At 69.4% G+C, this 19,042-nt stretch carries 16 protein-coding genes and 1 pseudogene; 9 read left to right on the plus strand and 8 right to left on the minus strand.

All coding sequences use genetic code 11. From position 1 onward, the window contains the following. Positions 1 to 106 precede the first annotated feature (106 nt). Entirely contained in the window at positions 107 to 568 is a 462-nt protein-coding gene (locus AB0M67_RS30360) for an aldo/keto reductase (protein WP_365750664.1), read from the plus strand. Between the two features lie 105 nt (positions 569 to 673). Here the strand turns inward: AB0M67_RS30360 and AB0M67_RS30365 are convergent, their stop codons facing one another. Next, entirely contained in the window at positions 674 to 1,480 is an 807-nt protein-coding gene (locus AB0M67_RS30365; protein ID WP_365750666.1) for a tat (twin-arginine translocation) pathway signal sequence, read from the minus strand. Positions 1,481 to 1,857: 377 nt separating this feature from the next. Next, the gene (locus tag AB0M67_RS30370) at positions 1,858 to 2,175 is read right to left on the minus strand and encodes a DUF6086 family protein (protein WP_365750667.1); all 318 of its coding nucleotides are present in this window, start codon (positions 2,173 to 2,175) and stop codon (positions 1,858 to 1,860) included. Between the two features lie 483 nt (positions 2,176 to 2,658). Here AB0M67_RS30370 and AB0M67_RS30375 point away from each other — a divergent pair, with 483 nt between their 5' ends. From AB0M67_RS30375 to AB0M67_RS30390, 4 genes are all read left to right on the plus strand, one after another. Further along, positions 2,659 to 3,735 carry a glycoside hydrolase family 5 protein gene (locus AB0M67_RS30375; protein ID WP_365750669.1) on the plus strand — a complete coding sequence of 359 codons (1,077 nt, stop codon included), beginning with the start codon at positions 2,659 to 2,661 and terminating at the stop codon, positions 3,733 to 3,735. A gap of 375 nt (positions 3,736 to 4,110) precedes the next feature. Next, positions 4,111 to 5,964: a glycoside hydrolase family 76 protein gene (locus AB0M67_RS30380; protein ID WP_365750671.1), complete on the plus strand. Its 1,854-nt coding sequence runs from the start codon at positions 4,111 to 4,113 to the stop codon at positions 5,962 to 5,964. Positions 5,965 to 6,498: 534 nt separating this feature from the next. Further along, positions 6,499 to 7,959: an alkaline phosphatase family protein gene (locus tag AB0M67_RS30385; protein ID WP_365750735.1), complete on the plus strand. Its 1,461-nt coding sequence runs from the start codon at positions 6,499 to 6,501 to the stop codon at positions 7,957 to 7,959. Positions 7,960 to 8,171: 212 nt separating this feature from the next. Further along, complete coding sequence (locus AB0M67_RS30390) at positions 8,172 to 10,451, plus strand: right-handed parallel beta-helix repeat-containing protein (RefSeq protein WP_365750673.1); 2,280 nt, start codon at positions 8,172 to 8,174, stop codon at positions 10,449 to 10,451. Positions 10,452 to 10,463: 12 nt separating this feature from the next. Here the strand turns inward: AB0M67_RS30390 and AB0M67_RS30395 are convergent, their stop codons facing one another. Further along, positions 10,464 to 11,387 (minus strand): SDR family oxidoreductase, encoded by a 924-nt coding sequence (locus AB0M67_RS30395; RefSeq protein WP_365750674.1) that lies wholly within the window; start codon positions 11,385 to 11,387, stop codon positions 10,464 to 10,466. 85 nt (positions 11,388 to 11,472) lie between these two features. On the opposite strand from AB0M67_RS30395, the gene AB0M67_RS30400 reads away from it, so the two are divergent. Continuing rightward, positions 11,473 to 12,039, plus strand: a complete 567-nt coding sequence (locus AB0M67_RS30400; RefSeq protein ID WP_365750676.1) for a TetR family transcriptional regulator — start codon at positions 11,473 to 11,475, stop codon at positions 12,037 to 12,039. A gap of 45 nt (positions 12,040 to 12,084) precedes the next feature. Here the strand turns inward: AB0M67_RS30400 and AB0M67_RS30405 are convergent, their stop codons facing one another. From AB0M67_RS30405 to AB0M67_RS30420, 4 genes are all read right to left on the minus strand, one after another. Next, positions 12,085 to 12,966, minus strand: a complete 882-nt coding sequence (locus tag AB0M67_RS30405; RefSeq protein WP_365750678.1) for an MBL fold metallo-hydrolase — start codon at positions 12,964 to 12,966, stop codon at positions 12,085 to 12,087. Between the two features lie 259 nt (positions 12,967 to 13,225). Then, entirely contained in the window at positions 13,226 to 13,657 is a 432-nt protein-coding gene (locus AB0M67_RS30410) for a VOC family protein (protein WP_365750680.1), read from the minus strand. Between the two features lie 283 nt (positions 13,658 to 13,940). Then, entirely contained in the window at positions 13,941 to 14,639 is a 699-nt protein-coding gene (locus tag AB0M67_RS30415; RefSeq protein WP_365750682.1) for a response regulator transcription factor, read from the minus strand. Continuing rightward, positions 14,636 to 15,946 carry a histidine kinase gene (locus tag AB0M67_RS30420; RefSeq protein WP_365750737.1) on the minus strand — a complete coding sequence of 437 codons (1,311 nt, stop codon included), beginning with the start codon at positions 15,944 to 15,946 and terminating at the stop codon, positions 14,636 to 14,638. The genes AB0M67_RS30415 and AB0M67_RS30420 overlap by 4 nt, the downstream gene beginning before the upstream one ends. A 213-nt stretch (positions 15,947 to 16,159) precedes the next feature. Here AB0M67_RS30420 and AB0M67_RS30425 point away from each other — a divergent pair. Both AB0M67_RS30425 and AB0M67_RS30430 read left to right on the plus strand, forming a co-directional pair. Then, positions 16,160 to 16,444: pseudogene (locus AB0M67_RS30425) on the plus strand (ATP-binding cassette domain-containing protein); the annotation flags it as partial. Positions 16,445 to 16,520: 76 nt separating this feature from the next. Continuing rightward, entirely contained in the window at positions 16,521 to 17,156 is a 636-nt protein-coding gene (locus AB0M67_RS30430; RefSeq protein ID WP_365750684.1) for an ABC transporter permease, read from the plus strand. Positions 17,157 to 17,179: 23 nt separating this feature from the next. Here the strand turns inward: AB0M67_RS30430 and AB0M67_RS30435 are convergent, their stop codons facing one another. Continuing rightward, entirely contained in the window at positions 17,180 to 18,094 is a 915-nt protein-coding gene (locus AB0M67_RS30435) for an aminoglycoside phosphotransferase family protein (protein ID WP_365750686.1), read from the minus strand. A 294-nt stretch (positions 18,095 to 18,388) separates the two neighbouring features. On the opposite strand from AB0M67_RS30435, the gene AB0M67_RS30440 reads away from it, so the two are divergent. Next, a complete protein-coding gene (locus AB0M67_RS30440; protein WP_365750688.1) occupies positions 18,389 to 18,898 on the plus strand; it encodes an N-acetyltransferase in 510 nt (169 codons plus the stop codon). The last annotated feature ends 144 nt before the right edge of the window (positions 18,899 to 19,042 follow it).

A 19,042-nucleotide genomic window follows, 5' to 3' on the forward strand; every position in this document is an offset into this window, starting at 1 on the left:
CCGTTCGTCCAGGACGGATGCCCGCATTCGGGCTCGATGGGGGGGCGAGCGCTGCGCGGCGGGCGCGGTTCGCCCGGCGCGCCGCCGCTACGAGACGTGCCTGGGTGTGCCTGGTACTGAAGTGCACAGGCACGGTCTTCCCTGGCACGCCGGGGGCGTACTGTCCGGCCGCTACACCCGCGCCGACCGTACCTCCGAGGGTGTGGCACGGGCGGGCACACCGGCGACCCGAACACACCTGTCGGAACGCGCCTTCGAGGTGCTGGACACTCTCGGCGATATCGCGCGGCGGCAGGACAGCACCGTCCCTTCGGTCGCACTCGCCTGGGTGCTTCAGCAGCCGCTGGTCACCTCGCCCATCATCGGCACCCGCGGCGTCGCCCACCTCGACAGTGCCCTGGCGGCCCTCTCCGTCACGTTCACGCCCGACGAGCTCACAGCCCTCGACCAGCTGACCACCCCCGCAAGCGCGTTCCCCCACCCGTATCTGGCCGGCATGGCGCGGCTCCAGCAAGCAGGCGCCACCATCAACGGCAGGTCCTCCCAGGTCTTCGGCGCGGCGTCCTGACGATGTCTCACATGCGGTCCCGCTGTTCCGAGTTCCCGGTCCGGGCCCCGAGCCGGTCGCCGGTGTCCTCAGCAGACAGAAGGGCCGGGAAGGGCGGTGGCTGTCTCACCACCCCCCGGCGAAGAAGTTGGCGAGAGCCTGGGGCGAGTCCGCCGCACTCGTGGTGTTCGCGAAGGCGATGACGAGCACAACGGCTGTCAGGAGCGCCGAGGCGGTACCGCCGAACTTCATCGCGCGCCTTGAACGTATGTCGGACGATGTCTTCAGCCGCCTCCACAACATGACACTCGCGCCGGCCAAAGCGAGTGCGACCAGGGCGGCCATTGTGGCCAGTACGGCGTGGTAGGTGGCGAATTCGCTGATCATGAGGGTGAGGGCGGGGGAGTGCTGACCGCCGGGATGGACGGCGAGTTGCTGTTGAACCTGGGTGAGGGTCGCGGTGAGTTCGCCGTCCGCACCCTCGCTCGTCAGCATGGGAAGCAGCGAGGCGAACGGAGCCGCCGCGCCCTGCAGATTGGCCACCAGCGCGACAAGGGCGAAGAGCCCGAGTACCCCGACGAGGGCCCCGGGCAGTACGAGGTGGACGTGGCCGGCCTGCGCGCTGATCTGCTGTCGGAAACGCCGCCAGAGGACGACACCGAGCGCCACGGCCACCGCGAGAAGCAGCGCGGAGACGCCTGCCTTGACGAGATGGAAGCGGAACCAGAAGGCGACTGTGGTTTCCAACTGCGCGGGGAAGTCCTGGCTGCCGGAACCCCAGTAGGCGATGAATCCCCGGCTGAAGGAATCGCTGACGTTCGCCGTGTTGACGGAACTCCGGGCCAGCGCGTTGGGCGCGAGGAAGAAGGCGACGAGGAGCGCTCCGGCCAGAGAGGTCAGGAGACCGATCTGCCTCCGTGGCGCGGCGGTCAAGCGGGACAGGGGGAGGAGGCCGTTCATGGAGGGCTTTCGGTTGGTAGGAGGCGGCGCCATTGCGCGGGGCCGGGGGCCGGAATCCCCAGAACGGGAAGCTATCGCGGGGATGATCGGCCGGTCTCTGGAGCCAGCCTCCCTCTACGAGGTGGGGCTAACCCGACCAGAGGGCGCGAGTCCCGACCGGCGCGCGGTGCCTTGCCGTCGGTATCGAGCGCGTCGGCTGCCCCGCGGGAACGAACTGACCGGCACCCAGGAGACGGGAAGGTTGAAGAAGGACGGGCCTGTCCTTTGTTCTGCGTCAAGGGCCCCGACCGTGGCTAGGGCCTGTCCGACGGTTGGAGCATGGGCAGCTTCCGCGCCCTCACCTCTTCGAGTTAGACACTCTCCTCCGGCGAACGGGCGCAGAGTCCCAGCTTTCCCCGGTCCGCCATGGCGATGAGGAGCGGCAGGATTCCGTCCAGCATCATGCTTTTGTACAGGTGCAGGCTCTGTGCTCGTTCGGCGAGAACCCGCTGGACGAAAGCGGTGAACTCCACGGGATCGATCTCCACCATTCCCATGAGGTCGTCTCCGACTCCGGACGGCAGACGGTATTCCTCCGAGAGCGTCTTCACCGTTCCCAGGAAGATATGCGCGACGGAATTGGCCGGGCCCCAGATCGTGTCGTCCCCGATGTCGAAGGTGTAGCTCACGATGGCCAGTTTAGGTGCGTGTCCGTGCCCAGAATGGGTCACCCGGAGTTCCTTGCCCGCCCTGTGCCGGGGCGAGGGAGCCCCAAGATGACGAGGCAGGGTCGGCGTCGTAGCCGATGGCCGTGACATGCCCGGCCAGGGGTGATCGACGTACGCCGTACGACTATCGGCGCCCGGTTCCGCCCGAGCGAGAGCGATGCGGAGGGCTGCGCGACCGACGGGGACTCCGTGAAGCGGGAGAGATCGTCGCAGGTCGCGGCCTGTGATGGCGGCAACGGTGGTGCCGGGAGCGGAAGTTCGCTCCGGGCGCCGCCGCGCGCCCGGGCTCTCCCCGGCCCTCGACGGCTAATTGGAAATAAACCTAACTAGCCCTTGACGGCCAACTGGAAACAAACCTAACTTTCAATCACCACTCCCCGTGGAGCACGCCACGTCCATGGACCCCCCGCCGGATTGTCATGTCCGCCTCATGAAGGGTCAGCCATGCCCTCAACGCTCCTCAAGAGACTGCGTCCCACCGCGATCCTCACCCTGGCCATAGCCCTGTTCCTGGGTCTCGGTGTCACCGCCCAGGCCGGTGCCTCCGCTCCGGCCCCCGGCCAGGACCGCATCACCCCGGCCGCCCGCGCGGCCGACACCCCGGTCAGCATCAACGGCAAGGTCCGCGTCTGCGGCACCAAGCTCTGTAACGCCTCCGGCGTCCCGATCCAACTGCGCGGGATGAGTACCCACGGTACCCAGTGGTACGCGCAGTGCGTGACCGATGGCTCGCTCGACGCCCTCGCCAACGACTGGAACGGCGACATCCTCCGCGTGTCCACCTATGTGCAGGAGGGCGGTTACGAGACCGACCCGGCCAAGTTCACCGACCTCGCGAGCCGGATCGTCGACCAGGCCACCGCGCGTGGTCTGTATGTGATCGTCGACTGGCACCAGCTCACCCCGGGCGACCCCAACGCCAACACCGCCCGGGCCCGCACCTTCTTCACCGAGATGGCTCGCCGTCACAAGGACAAGGTCAACGTCCTGTGGGAGATAGCCAATGAGCCGAACGGCGTCTCCTGGCAGCAGATCAAGAGCTACGCCGAGACCATCATCCCGGTGGTCCGGGCCCAGGACCCCGACGGCGTCGTCCTCGTCGGCACCCGCGCCTGGTCCTCACTCGGTGTCTCCGACGGCGCCAACGAGACCGAGGTGGTCAACAACCCGGTGAACGCCGGGAACATCATGTACACGTTCCACTTCTACGCCGCGTCCCACAAAACGGAGTACCTGAACACGCTCTCCCGGGCAGCGGACCGCATCCCCATGTTCGTCACGGAGTTCGGCACCCAGAACTACGCGGGTGAGGGCGCCAACGACTTCGCGCAGTCGCAGCGTTACATCGACCTGATGGCCCAGAAGAAGATCAGCTGGACCAACTGGAACTACTCGGACGACAACCGCTCCGGCGCTGTCTTCAAGACCGGCACCTGCGCACGCGGCCAGTGGACCGGCACCTCGGTCCTCAAGGAGGCCGGTGTCTGGATCCGTGACCGGATCCGCAGCGGCGGCTTCTAGGCGGTAGGTCCGAAGAAGTAAGCCCGAAGGAGCATCGCCCCGCCCGGGTCCTCCCGGACGGTGGCACAAGGGGCCCTCTCCCAGACCCGGGGGAGGGCCTCGCCCGTTGGCCCTGCCCGCTGCTCTCGTTGCGTTTCGTTCGGGACAAGGGCACGCGGCCGATTGACAGTTACCTGTCAAGGCGGTTCACTTCCCCGAATAGGTACGAATCAGCCCAGGGGGCCTGGTTGGCATGGCGAGGCCGTCGTGTGATCGACGCACGTGCCCGCTCATCGGGTTCCCTGCCACGAGAGTGAGGCGACTTCGATGCCGAACATGCGCGGAGACAACGTTGTCGGCCGCCGGTCGCGACACGGCGTGGAGCGGTGTGCGGCCGTGGGAGCACGCCTGATCAGGCTCCTCCTGGCGACCGTCGTCGCCGCCACGGTACTGGTCCCGGTATCGGCGACCGCCACCGCTTCCACCGCTTCCACTGCCGCCACCGCGGTGTGTGCCCTGTTCTGCGACACACGGGATGCCTCGCTGGCCCGGCAGGAGAGCTTCCCCGCGCCGGACAAGGACCTCAACGGCCGTCGGCTTGAGCTGCATGTGTCGGACGTGGACGACATGGCCTGGGCGAGCATCGACAACGGGGCAACCGGTGACTCGGTGTGGCTGGACCGTTCCTGGGACGGTGGTGTGACCTGGGAACCGCTGCTGGGCAAGGCGAGTATCCCGAGCACATGGACCGGTACCAGAACGCTGATGTTCAACATCACCGACCCGGTGAATCACCGGCGGGGCCTGGTGCGTGCCTGCGGTGACGCCAGTGCTGTCGCCTGTACGAGCTGGGCCTACCCGACCGTGTGCGACACCTTCTGCGACGGCGTCGACACGGGGCAGGCCGCGGGTGACGACCAGCCCGTACCCCCCACTTCCCTGTACGGCCGCACCATCCGACTGCATGTCGACCAGAAAAACTCCATGGCCTGGGGCAGCATCGAAGGCGGCGGCCCCGGCGACGAGACTTGGCTGGACCGCTCCTGGAACGGCGGGGGCGGCTGGCCGGACGGGTCCTCGCTCGGCCGTACCAGCGTGCCGGCCGGCGCGACCGCGTCCCATACCTCGATGTTCGCCACCCGCGACCCCCGAGGTCTCCTCTACGGCGGCGCCGTGCGCGCCTGCGGCCGGGAGGCCACTCATCAGGAGGGCAGTTGCACCGCGTGGGTGCGGCCGGTGCCGTCCAGGTCCCGTGCGGCGGCGGACGCCCTGATGTCGTCCTACGACCCGTACGAGGGCTGGTGGAAGAGCAGTTGGTGGAACTCTGCCGCCACCCTCACATCTCTGATCGACTTCGCCCGGCGCACCGGAACGCATGACTACGACTGGGTCATCGCGCGCACCTTCGACCAGAACAAGGGAACCTTCCCCGCCGGCGCGCGAGGCACGGACCCGATCGAGGGCCACTTCATCAGCCGGGCCATCGACGACGCCGCCTGGTGGGGGATGGCCTGGCTGGCCGCGTACGACTACACCCACGATCCCCGCTACCTGAACGAGGCGGTGACCATCACCAGCTATGTGCACCAGTACTGGGACACCAGCACCTGCGGTGGCGGGGTGTGGTGGGACCGCGAGCGTACGTACAAGAACGCGGTGACCAACGGGCAGTATCTGTGGCTGACCGCGTCACTGCACCAGCGCGTCAGCGGCGACACCGTATGGGGGCAGCGGGCGACGACGGCCGCGGCGTGGTTCCGTTCCAGCGGGCTGATCAATTCCTCGGGGCTGGTGAACGACGGGCTGAACTCCGCCTGCCTCAACAACGGCGGCACGGTGTGGAGTTACAACCAGGGGCTCGCCATCGGCGGCCTGCTTGAGGCGTCGAAGGTGAGCGGAGACGGCTCGCTCTCGGCTGTCGCCCGCGCTCTGGCCGATGCCGCGATGTCCAGCCCGCGACTGACCACGAACGGGGTGCTCACCGAGTCCTGCGATGTCGGCCAGGCGGCCTGTGACGACAATCAGAAGCAGTTCAAGGGCATCTTCACGCGTTTCCTGTACGACCTTCAGCAAGCGACCGGTTCCGCCACCTACCGTTCCTATATCCAGCGCCAGGCGGACTCACTGTGGGCCACCGACCGTGACTCGCTCAACGCGCTCGGCGTGCGGTGGGCCGGCGGCAGTCCGAACCAGACGGACTGGCGTACTCAGGCCAGCGCCCTTGGCGCGCTCACCGCGGCCGAGAGATGACTGACGGTTCGTCAGGTCGTCCCAGGGCATGTGCCCGGTGCGCGCGGCCGATCCGTTGACGACGCCGGTCGGCGCCGCCCACTGCGCCTGCTGAGGGCTTCTACGGTGCGAGCTGATGTGCCCCTCCTTCCGGGCCGGCGGTTCGCACCGGGCCGGCAAGCGGCCTCCCGGTGCCGGGGCCGGCTGCCGTAGACCGGAAGTTCACGGTTCGGTCCGAGAATTCACCTGTGGTCGAAGGGAGTTCACCGGAGCCGCCGGGAGTTCACCGGAGTGCTCTGGCGACTCGGCCACGGGTGACGGAAAGATAACGGGTCTGGACCCAAAGTCGGTACCTGGCACGGGAAGTGAGTACGCGCCCTTCCCGGGTTCGGTCCCGGCCGCGGGCACCCGGCGGACGTACGTCCGCGAGCTCTTCCCCGAGCTCTTCCCCCGCCTTTCCTCATCCCGGAGGAACCCGTGACCTCACCCAAGACCTCACCCAAGACCTCGCCCGTGACCTCGCCCAGGACCTCAGGTGTCTCCCGCCGCTCGGTGCTGATCGGCGCCGCCACCCTGGCCGCCCTCGCGGGGCCGCTCCCCGCGGTCGCCCGTGCTGCCGCCAGGACCCCGAAGGTCCTGGTCATCGGCATCGACGGCACGCTGCTCAGCAGAGTCAAGGACGCCGAGGCACCGAACCTGGACAGGCTCATGGCCACCGGTCTCACCGCGCCGAGCGCCCTCTACGCCAACCCCATGGCTCCCACGATGTCCGGGCCCGGCTGGTCCACGATCATCACCGGCGTCTGGCCCGACAAGCACAAGGTCAAGGACAACAACTTCACCGGGCAGCAGTTCGCCCGGTACCCCGACTTCCTCACCCGGATCGAGACCGCCCGGCCCGCCCTGCGTACCTGCGCCGTCTCGTCCTGGGCGCCGCTCACCGACACCGTCTTCTCGTCGAAGGTCGACACCCGGATCTCCACCCCGGGCGCGGAGTACGACACGGGCACGACGTCACGCGTCGTCACCGAGCTCGGCTCCGGGAATCCGGACGCCGTGTTCGTACAACTCGACAACGTCGACCACGCGGGTCATTCCCACGGTGCCGCCAGCCGGCAGTACCTGGACGCCATTCACGGCGTGGACAGCCAGATCGGCCAGATCCTGGCCGCGGTCAACGGCCGGTCGACGTACGGCTCCGAGGACTGGCTGATCATGGTCACCACGGATCACGGACACACCGACGCGGGCGGCCACGGCGGGTCGAGCCGGCCCGAGCGCGAGACCTTCCTGATCGCCACCGGACCGACGGTCACCGCGGGTTCCACGCGCTATGACATCCGGATGCCCGACGTCGCGGCCAGCGCGCTGGCCCACCTCGGTATCGCCCTCGACCCGGCCTGGGATCTGGACGGGCGGCCCCTCCAGCAGCCAGGGCCCGACGACTTCAACGCGCTCCGGGGCTCGCTCCTCACGCGTACGGACGAGACCGGCATCGGGGCGAGCGTCCTCGGCTACACCCATACGCCGCCCAGCGGCTGGTCCATCGACAACTCCAGGATGGGTACGGGCGGGATGACCGAGTGGCGCGGCTGGTCCTTCACCACCGACGAGTTCTGGACCGCGGCACAGCGCGACCAGCAGCGCGAGTGCCATATCCGGGGGCGGAACGTCTTCGCGGTCGCCGACGGTGACGAGTGGTCGGACAAGGCGGTCTCCGGCACCTTCGACTCCACCCTGATCAGCGGGGCGTACCCGGTCACCGGCGGCGCCACCGCCACACTCACGTACACGACGTTCTACCGGCACGAGGCGCCCCAGAAGGGCGACGTGCTCGTGTCCTACGACGGCGGCGCCCCCGTCTCCGTGCGGACGTACGCCGCCGACGCGGCCTCGCGCGTCGAGAGGATCGCTCTCCGGGTCCCGGCGGGCGCCACCAGTGCGCGCGTCCACTTCCGGTACACCGGCGGCAACAACTGGTTCTGGGCTGTTGGTGAGGTCTCCATCAGCGGGTGAACTCCCAGGGGCCGGGGGAGGGGAGGTCTCCCCACCCCGGCCCCACCGAACAGCACCGGTACACCGGTACATCGATACATCGGCCCGGCAAGCGTGGCGGAGAATGTTTACTTCTGTTGTTCCTCTTGTTCTTTTTTGGTGATGGCCCTACCTTCCAGCTACGACCTCGGATGAATGGCCCCGGACACCCCCGGAGGAACAACATGAGACCTATGCGACCGGGCTTGGCCCGCACCGGTTTCGGCGGGCGCAATGCCATCCGCGCAGCCGTCTGCGCAGCCGCAACCCTCATCGTCGGGGTGTTCAGCGCCCCGATGGGAACGGTCACCGCGCAGTCCGTCGCGCGTCCGCAGAACTCCCCTGTCATCGGAGGTCTTCAGCGCGCGGCCGTCGTGGACAACACCGGCCGCACGGTCATCGACGTCACCGACTTCGGCGGGGACCCTTCGGGCAAGGCCGACTCCGCGGCTGCCGTCAACGCCGCGATCGCCCACGCGAAGACCGTCGGCGGTCCCACCACCATCCACTTCCCGGCCGGTACGTACCACATCTGGCCCGAGCGGACGCCGAAGCGGGAGCTGTACGTCAGCAACACGGTCGGCAGCGATCAGGCGTTCAAGACGAAGAACATCGGCATCCTCGTCGAGGACATGCGGGACGTCGTCGTCGACGGCGGCGGGTCGAGGATCGTCAACCACGGCTTCCAGACCGTCTTCGCGGCGATCCGCTCAAGGAACGTACGCTTCACCAACTTCTCGCAGACCTGGGTCGCCCCCAAAACGGTCGACATCACGGTCGCCGACACGGGAGTCGACTCCGGGCAGGCCTACCGGATCATCGACATCCCCCCGACCTACGACTACGCCGTGGACGGCACCTCGGTGCGCTGGAACGGCGAGCGGAGTCCGGCCACCGGAGAGCCGTACTGGACCGGCACGGACTCCTTCAACTACTCCCAGGTCCACGACCCCGCGACCAACAGGACGTGGCGCACGGCCAATCCGGTCTTCCGGAACGTCGCGCGGATCACCGACCTCGGCGGCGACAGACTGCGGTTCACCTACAACGACGGCACCGCCCCCACCGACCGCGGATACGTCTATCAGATGCGGGAGGACACCAGGGACACACCGGGCGCCCTGTTCTGGGAGTCATCGCGTGTGACGGCCGATCACCTCCGGCTCGGCTACCTGCACGGCTTCGGCATCGTGGGCCAGCTCAGCGAGGACATCAGCATCGACTCGGTCACCTTCAAGGCCGACCGCGACAGCGGCCGTGTCACCTCGGGTTTCGCCGACCACATCCAGATGTCCGGTATCAAGGGCACGGTACGCGTCACCAACAGCCTCTTCGACAACCCGCAGGACGACCCGATCAACATCCACGGCACCTACCTCCAGGTGACCAGCGCCGAGCCGAGAGCGCTGGGGCTGCGCTACATGCACGACCAGACGTCCGGATTTCCCCAGTTCCACCCGGGCGACACGATCGAGCTCGTCGACAAGCGCACCATGCTCGCCGTCCCCGGCGCGACGGCGAAGGTGGTCTCGGTGACCGGACCGACCGGTAGCGGTGTCCCGGCCGGCGCGGACCCGGCCACCTACCTGCGCGAAATGAGCGTGCTCCTCGACCGGGCGCTTCCCGCCGCGGTACTCGCGGCCCCGGGCGACTACGTGGCCGAGAACACCACGTACACGCCCACTGTCGAGATCAGGGGCAATACGTTCCAGGCCGTGCCGACGCGTGGAATCCTCGTGACGACGCGCAGGCCGGTACTGATCGAGAACAACCGCTTCGACGGTATGAGCATGGCCAGCATCTATATCTCGTCCGACGCCCGCGCCTGGTACGAGTCGGGCCCGGTGCGGAACGTCATCATCCGCGGCAATGTCTTCGACCGCCCCGCGAGCCCGGTCATCTTCTTCGACCCCACCAACCAGGACTTCGTCGAAGGGCAGCCGGTGCACCGCAACGTCCTCATCGAGGACAACGACTTCCACCTCACCGGCGGGACCATCATCTCCGGCCGCGGCGTCGGCGATCTGACCTTCCGCGACAACCGCGTCGAGCGCTACGCCCACCTACGGCTCACCGGACCCTCGCGGGCCCTGCGCGTGGGGGACACGACGACCGTGACCACGGACGCGCCGCCCGCGAGCCATACGTCCCCGCTGTTCACCTTCGACGGCGCGGATGACATCACCCTGGCGAACAACACCTACGGCGAGGGCTTCAACAAGCGGGTCAACACGGCCGATATGGACGCCTCCGAGGTCACGGTCACCGGTGACGGCCTGGCCCTCAACGAGGACAACATCTCGTCCGCGCCGGTCGCCGTCAGTTTTTCGAGCTCCCACTCGAACGTGGCCACGGTCGACAGCGCGGGTGTGGTCAGGGCGGTGAGCGACGGTACGGCGACGATCACGGCCCGCGCCGTCATCGGCGGCGTCCAGGTGACCTCCAACCCGGTGCGGGTCTCCGTCACGCGGTGACTCCCGCGGGGGTCAGCCGGTGGTGGCCGGGGCGTCGAAGTAATGGCCCTTGTCGAGATCTTCGAGAAGGCCGGGCTGGGTCGGCTGCCAGTCCAGCAGTTCGCGGGTCAGGCTGCTGGACGCCGGGCTGTCATGGCCGAGGAAGGCGCTCAGCCAGGTGAAGTGCTCGGCCGCGGCCTGGGGGGCCACGGAGGTTACCGGTACGTCGAGGTGGCGGCCGATCACCTCGGCGATGTCGCGGATCGCGACGCCCTCCTCCGCGACACCGTGCAGCACCGATCCGGCGGGGGCCTTCTCGACGGCCTGACGGAACAGCCGTGCGGCGTCGAGGCGGTGGACGGCCGGCCAGCGGTTGGCGCCGTCGCCGAGGTAACCGGAGACGCCTTTGGCGCGGGCGATGGCGACGAGGGTCGCCATGAAGCCCTGGTCTCCTTCGCCGTGGCAGGTCGGAGACAGTCGCACCACGGATGAGCGCACGCCGCGCGGCGCGAGTGCGAGCACCGCCCGGGCGGTGGCCGCTCGCAGCGAGATCGGCGAGCCGTCGAGGGTGGGCATGTCCCGCTCGGTCGCCACACGTCCGGGCGTGACGCCGCCCGTGCCGGAGGCGACGACGAGGGGGCGGTCGGTGCCGGCGAGCGCGTCGCCGAAGGCGTCGACGGCGCGGCGGTCGGCCTCGGCGGCGCCCCGGAAGTCGCCGGTGAAGGCGATGTCGTGCTTGAAGGCGAGGTGGATCACCCCGTCCGACGCGGCGGCCGCCTCCCGCAGGACCCCGAGGTCGTCGACGGTGCCACGGACGACCTCCGCCCTGGCCGCGGTGAGCGCGGCGGCGGAGGCGTCGGAGCGGGCGAGCCCGACGACCTGGTGCCCCGCGTCGATGAGTTCCGGAACGACGGCGGAGCCGATCCAGCCGGACGCGCCGGTCATGAAGATACGCATGGGAAGAGCCCCAAACTGTTGATGTCAGTCGCTGTCATCGACGGTACACCTGATGTCATCCGCTGTCATCGCGTAGGATCCCCGTATGGGTAGATGGGAGCCGAACGCGCGGGGGCGCCTGGCGGAAGCGGCGTTGGGGCTCTACACCGAGCGTGGCTTCGAGCAGACCACCGTGGCGGAGATCGCCAGAAGCGCGGGGCTCACGGAGCGGACCTTCTTCCGGCACTACGCGGACAAGCGCGAGGTGCTGTTCGCCGGCTCCGGCGAGTTGCAGGAGCTGTTCGTGCGGGCGGTGGCCGACGCTCCGGAGTCCGCGGCGCCGATCGACGCGCTGGCGCTGGGCCTTGACGCCGTCTCCGAGGTGTTCGTCGACCGGCGTGAGTTCGCGCGGAAGCGCCAGGCCGTCATCGTGGCGAACGCGGAGCTCATGGAGCGCGAGTTGATCAAGCTCGCCTCGATATCGGCCGCGCTCGCGGACACCCTGCGCCGACGCGGCGTCGCGGAGCCGGCCGCGAGCCTGACCGCGGAGACGGGGGTCGCCGTCTTCAAGGTGGGCTTCGAACGCTGGATCCTGGCGGCCGAGAAACGTGGGATGGCGCGGGTGATGCGGGAATCGCTGGACGAGCTCAAGGCCGTGATCGCGGGCGGCTAGGACGACCTCCCGGGCTCGCGGCGGGCTCCGTCCGTCAGGCGAACCTCATCCGAGCGCTCTGGGGGCGGGCAGGACCGTTTCTGTCTCAACGGGCTCCCACCGCGTGCCGTTCAGACGTCCGAATGCCTGATCGCCGAAGTGGAAGGCGAAGCCGGTCGTGCCTGGCTGTGCGAGTTCCCTGGCGATACGCTCGCGCGCCGTGATGACCGCGGCGACGTCGGAGTCGGGGCGCGACCCCCAGTGCGGATGCGCGATCTGCGCCGGGATGTGGAAGACATCGCCGAAGACCACGGCCCGCTCGTCTCCAGCGGTGATCACATACGAGGTGTGGCCGGGAGAATGCCCCGGCGTCACCAGGGCGTGCACGCCGGTGAAGATCTCCTCCCCGTGTGAGATCAGGGCGTGCGCGTTCTTCATCGGCTCGATGGTCTCCCGAGCCGGCGCACCGGGAACTGTCTCGCCACGGCCGTGCGGAGCCCACTCCTCGGCGGCGACGAGATACCGGGCATTGGGGAAGAACTTCCGCGGTGTGAAGGCCCAACCGGTGTGGTCGACGTGCAGGTGGGTGAAGGCGACGGTCTCGATGTCGTGCGGGGCGACACCCAGCGCGGCAAGGGTTTCCGGGAGCGCGCCGGAGTTCGTGTGTCCGACAGGCTCACCGGAGACCCGGGTCGGCCCGGACACCGGGCCGAGGCCGGCGTCGATGAGCAGACGGCGGCCGTCGCGCTCCACGAGCAGTCCTCCCGCTGACATGGCGACGAAGCCGTGCTCGTCGAGCGTTTCCGGATGCTCCTGCCAGTATTCCGCGGGTACCGCGGGGAGGAAGCTCTCCGGCAGCATGCCCATGGCCCCGTCGACGACGTAGGTGAGGCGGGCGTCGCCCAGCGTGATTGAGCGGACGGCGGACTGTTCGTTGAGCGCACCCATGATGTCGTGCCCGCTCCCTCGGTATGCGGTGGTACGAGGCTGGTGCCGTCGGCCAGTTGCTGTCCGTCGCACGTCGCCATGGACATCATGCGGGAACACGGCTTCCCCGGGAACCTGTTCGACAGCGTCAGGGGAAAGGTCCGCGGCGAAGGACGCCGGCGCGGATCTTCGCCACCCGACACGCCCTAGCCGTGGGCGCCGCGGACCTCGGCGACCTCGAAGCACGCAGTCGGCGCGCGCCGAGCGGAGGAGCGCCGGATCAGGCGGCGAAGACCTGGGAGTCGTCGGCGAACGCCTTGAACTCCAGTGCGTTGCCGGCCGGGTCGAGGAGGAACATCGTCCACTGCTCGCCCGGCAGGCCCTCGAAGCGGACATAGGGCTCGATGACGAACTCCGTGCCCGCCGCGCGCAACCGCTCGGCCAGTTGCTGGAAAGCGGGAATCGTGAGGATCAGACCGAAGTGCGGCACCGGGACGTCGTGGCCGTCGACCGGGTTGTGTACGCGCTGGGCGCGCTTCGGTGAGAGATGGGTGACCACCTGGTGGCCGTGCAGATTCCAGTCCACCCAGGTGTCCGTGCTGCGGCCCTGCTCCAGGCCCAGTACGCCGCCGTAGAAGCGGCGCGCGGCGGTCAGGTCGTCGACCGGCATGGCCAGATGGAACCGCGGGATGGGGGAGTCGAGAACGGTCATGGCACAGCCCTTCTGCGGATGTGGACCCGAACGCACTGGCATTGTCCTCATGCTGACATCCTCACGCTGAGATGACGACGATGAACCGTCCGCCGTGATGGACGTCGGCCACGGCCCGTACGCGAAGCACCGCGCGTGGCACCGCGGGACGACGGTGACGACGCCGTCGCCCGAGGATGTCGCCGAACTCGACTGCCCGCGCGGCGCGTTGGAAGACCTCGCGGTCCGGCGGGTGAGCGCCCGCGCCTCGGCTTCGGACCTACTCGTCTCGGCCGGACAGGCCCTACGTCTGCTCGGTGGTCTGCTGGGCGGACGCGTGTGCGCCGGCGCTGACCAGTCCTGTCTCGTAGGCGACGATGACGGCCTGGACACGATCACGGAGTCCGAGTTTGGCGAGGATACGGGCGACGTGCGTCTTGACGGTCGCCTCGGCCAGGTGGAGACGGGTGGCGAGTTCGGCGTTGCTCAAGCCTCGGGCCAGCAGGCCGAGGACCTCCAGTTCGCGCGGGGTGAGTGAGGCGAGGCTGCGGTGGAGGGCCGCGGTGTCGCTGCCGCGCTGGGTGAACCGCTGCACGATGCGGCGCGTGATGGCGGGTGCGAGGAGAGCGTCGCCGGTACGCACCGTACGGACCGCCGCGGTCAGATGCTCGGGGGTGACGTCCTTGAGAAGGAAGCCGCTGGCTCCGGCGGACAGCGCCGCGTAGACATACCGGTCGAGGTCGAACGTCGTCAGAATGATGACGCGAGGTTCGCCCGGGGCTCCGGTGAGGATGCGGCGAGTGGCCTCCAAACCATCCATCTCGGGCATCCGGACGTCCATCAGGACCACGTCGGGCCGGCTGCGGCGGACCGCTTCGACGGCTTCGGCCCCATTGGCCGCCTCGGCGACGACGTCCACGCCGTCGGCGCTGAGGATCATCCGGAATCCGGTACGGACCAGTGTCTGGTCGTCGGCGAGAAGCACACGCAGCGGCTCGGTCACGGTGCCTCCAGGGGGATCAGCGCTTCCACACGGTAGCCGCCGGTCACGCGCCGGGCGGTGTTCAGGGTTCCGTCGTGGACGGCGAGACGCTCGCGCAGGCCGATCAGGCCCCGGCCGTTTCCGGTGGGCGCGCCCGCGCCCGGTTGTCCACCGGTGTCGGTGACTTCCACCCGGAGCCGTTCCGGGCCGTAGTCGACGGTCACGGCGGCGGTGGCGCCGCACGCGTGCTTCACGGTGTTGGTCAGGGCTTCCTGGACCACGCGGTAGGCGGCGAGTTCGAGGCCGGGCGGGAGAGGGCGGGGCGGGCCGGTCACGGTCAGGTCGACGGACAGTCCGGTGTCCCGGACACGCCCGACCAGCTTCTCCAGCTGGTCCAGGCCGGGTTGCGGGGCCAACTCCGCCTCCGTGGCGGCCAGGTCAGCGCTTCCGTCCGTCCCCTCGCCCTCGTCGGACATGGTGAGCAGCCCCATGACGTGGCGCAACTCGGTCATGGCGGCCCGCCCGCCCGCCTCGACGGCGAGCAGCGCCTCGCCGGCCTGCTCGGGGGAGGTCTTCATGATCTTGCGGGCGGCGCCCGCCTGGATGATCATCACGCTGACGTTGTGCGTGACGACGTCGTGCAGTTCGCGGGCGATCCTGGCCCGCTCATGCTCGACGGCCCGGCGCAGCGCCTCGGTCTGTTCGCGTTCCAGGGCGGCGAGCCGGGTGCGGCCCTCGTCGGTTCGGAGTTTCCACGTACGCAGCCCGACAGCGGCCACGGCCATCGGGACCAGGATCAGCAGGGCGATGTATTCGTTGGGGACGATCGGGGTCACCGAGTTCCCCGAGGTGCCGACCAGGACGACCGACAACGGCAGCGCGACCAGGGTCGCCACCCGGTACGGGCTGTACACGGCGGCGCTGTAGACGGTGATGACGAACGCGTAGAAGGTCAGCCGCAGGACGCTCTGCGGTGTCGCCAGTGTCGCGGCCGTCACGACGCACAGCACGGCGAGCGGGTAGCGGCGGCGCAGCGCCAGGGCACCCGAGGCGATGACCGCGAGGGTCACCATGAAGGCCAGGCCGCCGGGGCCGGCCGGGCGTGGCACGACGTGCTCCACGCCGGGTGCGATCTCGCGCACCACGACGTTGTCGGCGTTGTCGATGCCGTAGTAGACGGTGGTGATGCCGAGTGCCAGTGCCACCAGCACGTCGAACCGCCAGGCGCGCCGGGTGGGCCGCAGCGGTGGAGCGCTCGGAAGCCCCGCGTCGCGGACCGCCCGGCGGGCGGCTTCCCGCAGCCGCTCCAGCGTCGTACGTACGTCCATCACCGGTTCATTGTCGCCGCCGCGCGGACCCGCGGAGTCCGTCCCGGTGGCCATTCCCACCGCGCCGGATACATCACCCGCGTACATCGCGGGGATGACGTTTCCGGGGCTCATCCCCACGCGGTACCGCAAGGGGTTCGGGCGGGCGACGCGTGCGGGCCGGGCCCGCTCCTAGCGTTCAGGCAGCCAACCGCCCCTATGCGAGGAGCCCTCATGACCCTGCCGGTGATCGAACTGCGCGAGGTGAGCCGCCGGTACGACGACGGCCCGCCCGCTCTGCACGAGGCGTCGCTGACCGTGCGGCCGGGCGAGGCCGTCGCGATCCTCGGCCCTTCCGGCAGCGGCAAGTCCACACTGCTCAATCTGATCGCGGGCCTGGACAGGCCCGACACGGGGACCGTCACCGTGGACGGGGTACGGGTGGACAAGCTGGGCGAAGCCGGATCGGCGCTCTACCGACGGTCGAAGATCGGCATGGTTTTCCAGTTCTTCAACCTGACCGCCACCGGCACCCGTGTCGGCGACACCGTCACGCTGAACGGCCTGGGCGAGCCGGTCACGGTCCGGATCGTCGGTGAGGTCCTCGACCCCCCGTAACGGCGGCATGCAGGTCTTCACCGACTCCTCGACCCTCACGGCCGCGCATCCTGACCTGACGGAAACGAGCCATCACGTCGCGGTCACGTCGGGCACCGATGTGACCGGCTATGTCGACGCGCTGAACAGGGACCTGGCACCGCTGGGGGCCACCGCTCGGGCCGGCGGGCTCAACGCCGGCGGCGACATGGTCGTCACACTCAACGTGCTGTCAGCGATCCTCACGCTGATGCTCGTCGGCGTCGCCGCGCTCGGTGTGCTGAACGGCGTGCTGCTCGACACCCGCGAGCGCGTCCGGGAGATCGGCGTCCACAAGGCGCTCGGTATGACCCCCCGGCAGACCGACGCGATGGTCCTCACCTCGGTCGTCGTGACGGGACTGGCCGCGGGCGCTCTGGGCGTGCCGCTCGGCGTGGCCCTGCACGGCTGGGTCCTCCCCGCGATGGGCGACAGTGTGGGGCTCCGCCTCCCCGGTTCCGTCATCGCCGTCTACCACGGGGCCGAACTGCTTTCGCTCACACTCGGCGGCCTGCTCATCGCCACCCTGGGTGCGCTCCTGCCCGCGGGCTGGGCCGCCAGGGCCCGTACCGCCACGGCCCTGCGTACTGAATAGGAGGTCGGGTCCGGCCCGGTCGTTCAGCGGGCCGTCGCGATGAGACGTCGCAGTGCGGCGTGCGCGGGTGGGCCCCAGGTGGGCTTGCCGCCGGGGCGGCCGTGGACGCCGGCATCTCCGACGAGAATGCCGACGAGGGCGCGCTGCACGGCCCAGCCGCGGGCGCGACGCAAGGCCGCGGCGTCCGGGGCCGGCTGGTAGGCGGCGTGGAAGTGGTCGGTGGCGCCGTCCGGCAGCAGGATCCACGCGGCGGCGAGATCGTAGGCCGGATCGCCCGCGCAGAGATCGCCGAAGTCGATCACGCCGCAGAAGGTGCCGTCCGCGGTGAGGATATTGGCCGGATGGAGATCGCCATGGAGCCACAGTGCCGGGCCCACCCGGTCGGGCGCGGCGGTCGCGTCCTCCCAGATCGCGCGGACGGCGCTCGGGTCGGGGATCAGTCCCAACTCGGTGGCCGAGGCGAGCTGCTGGGCGAACTGCTCGGCTCCGTCGGCCAGCGTCCCCCCGCGGCCGCGACCGGTGGGCGCCCCGTCGGGGGCGGGTCGATGAAGAGCCGTGAGGAAGGTGGCCAGGGCATCGGCCGCCTCCTCGGCGCGTGTGACGGGAGCGCGGTCGGCGGGGGTGCCCGGTACCCAGGTGGTGACGATCCAGGGGCGCGGAAACCGTTCGGAGGGCTCACCGAGGCGCTGCGGGACGGGGACCGGCAAGGGAAGGTGCGGGGCGAGGGCGGGCAGCCAGGCGTGCTCCTTGCGCAGTAGCGCGTCCGCGGACTCCGTCGCCCAGGGCAACCGGACGGCGAGGTCGTCGCCGAGCCGCCACAGCTGGTTGTCCCAGCCGCGTGCGCCGAGCCGCACAGGGTGGTCGGCCAGATCGGGGTGCTGGTCGCGCAGCAGATCTCGGACCAGTTCCGCGGTGATCTCGATGTCGGTGAGAGTCATGCGGAGCAACAGTAGTCGGGCAGCGGCCCGCCCCTGCCTGATGTCCCCGCTCTCCCCGAACCCTCCGATGTCGGCTCGATTCGGCCCGGTGATAGGCTGTTCGGCGTTCGTATCGGATCCAGATCGAGGAAGTGGGGAGGTGGGGTTGATGACCGCGCTCAAGGCCGCGACGCGCTCCGCCCGGACCGTCCTCACGTCCCGGGCCTGACCCTCATCCGGATTCGCCCCGCTGGGAGCGTGAGCTCGCGGGGCAGCACCCATACGAACCAACCATGAAACGGATCTCCATCCATCATGAGCATCAACTGGATCACGCGTGCTGAGACCAGCGCCGACATCCCCACCCTTCGCGAGATCAACCTCGCCGCGTTTGACACTCCGTCGGAGGCCGACCTCGTCGAGGCCCTGCGCGCCGACCCCTCGTGGATCGACGGCCTGTCCATCGTCGCCACCGACCCCGACGGCAAGCTCATCGGCCACGCGCTGCTGACCCGCTGCCACATCGACGACACCCCGGCGCTGTGTCTGGGGCCTGTCGCCGTCCGGCCCGAGTACCAGCGGACCGGCGCCGGCTCCGCGGCGATCCGCGCCTCACTGGAGGCCGCCAAGCGGTCGGGCGAACACTTCGTCACTGTCCTCGGACACCCGACGTACTACCCGCGGTTCGGCTTCACTCGCGCTTCCACGTACGGCATCGGACTCAGCATCGACGTCCCGGACGAGGCCATGATGGCCCTCGCCCTCGACGCCGGCCACCCGCTGCCCAGCGGAACCGTGCACTACGCCGCGCCGTTCGGTATCTAGCCGTTCGACCCAGCCGTTCGATCTGGACGAAACCGCTGTGCCGGGGCTCCGTCGGCGAGCCCCGGTACGGCGGGCGGCTTCACGACCGCTCGATACGTACGTCGACTCCGACCACGAGAAGAGCGGCTTCCTCGGCGTGGACGA

The organism is Streptomyces sp. NPDC051662 (genome assembly GCF_040681655.1).
In the GTDB taxonomy this organism is placed as follows: Bacteria; Actinomycetota; Actinomycetes; order Streptomycetales; family Streptomycetaceae; genus Streptomyces.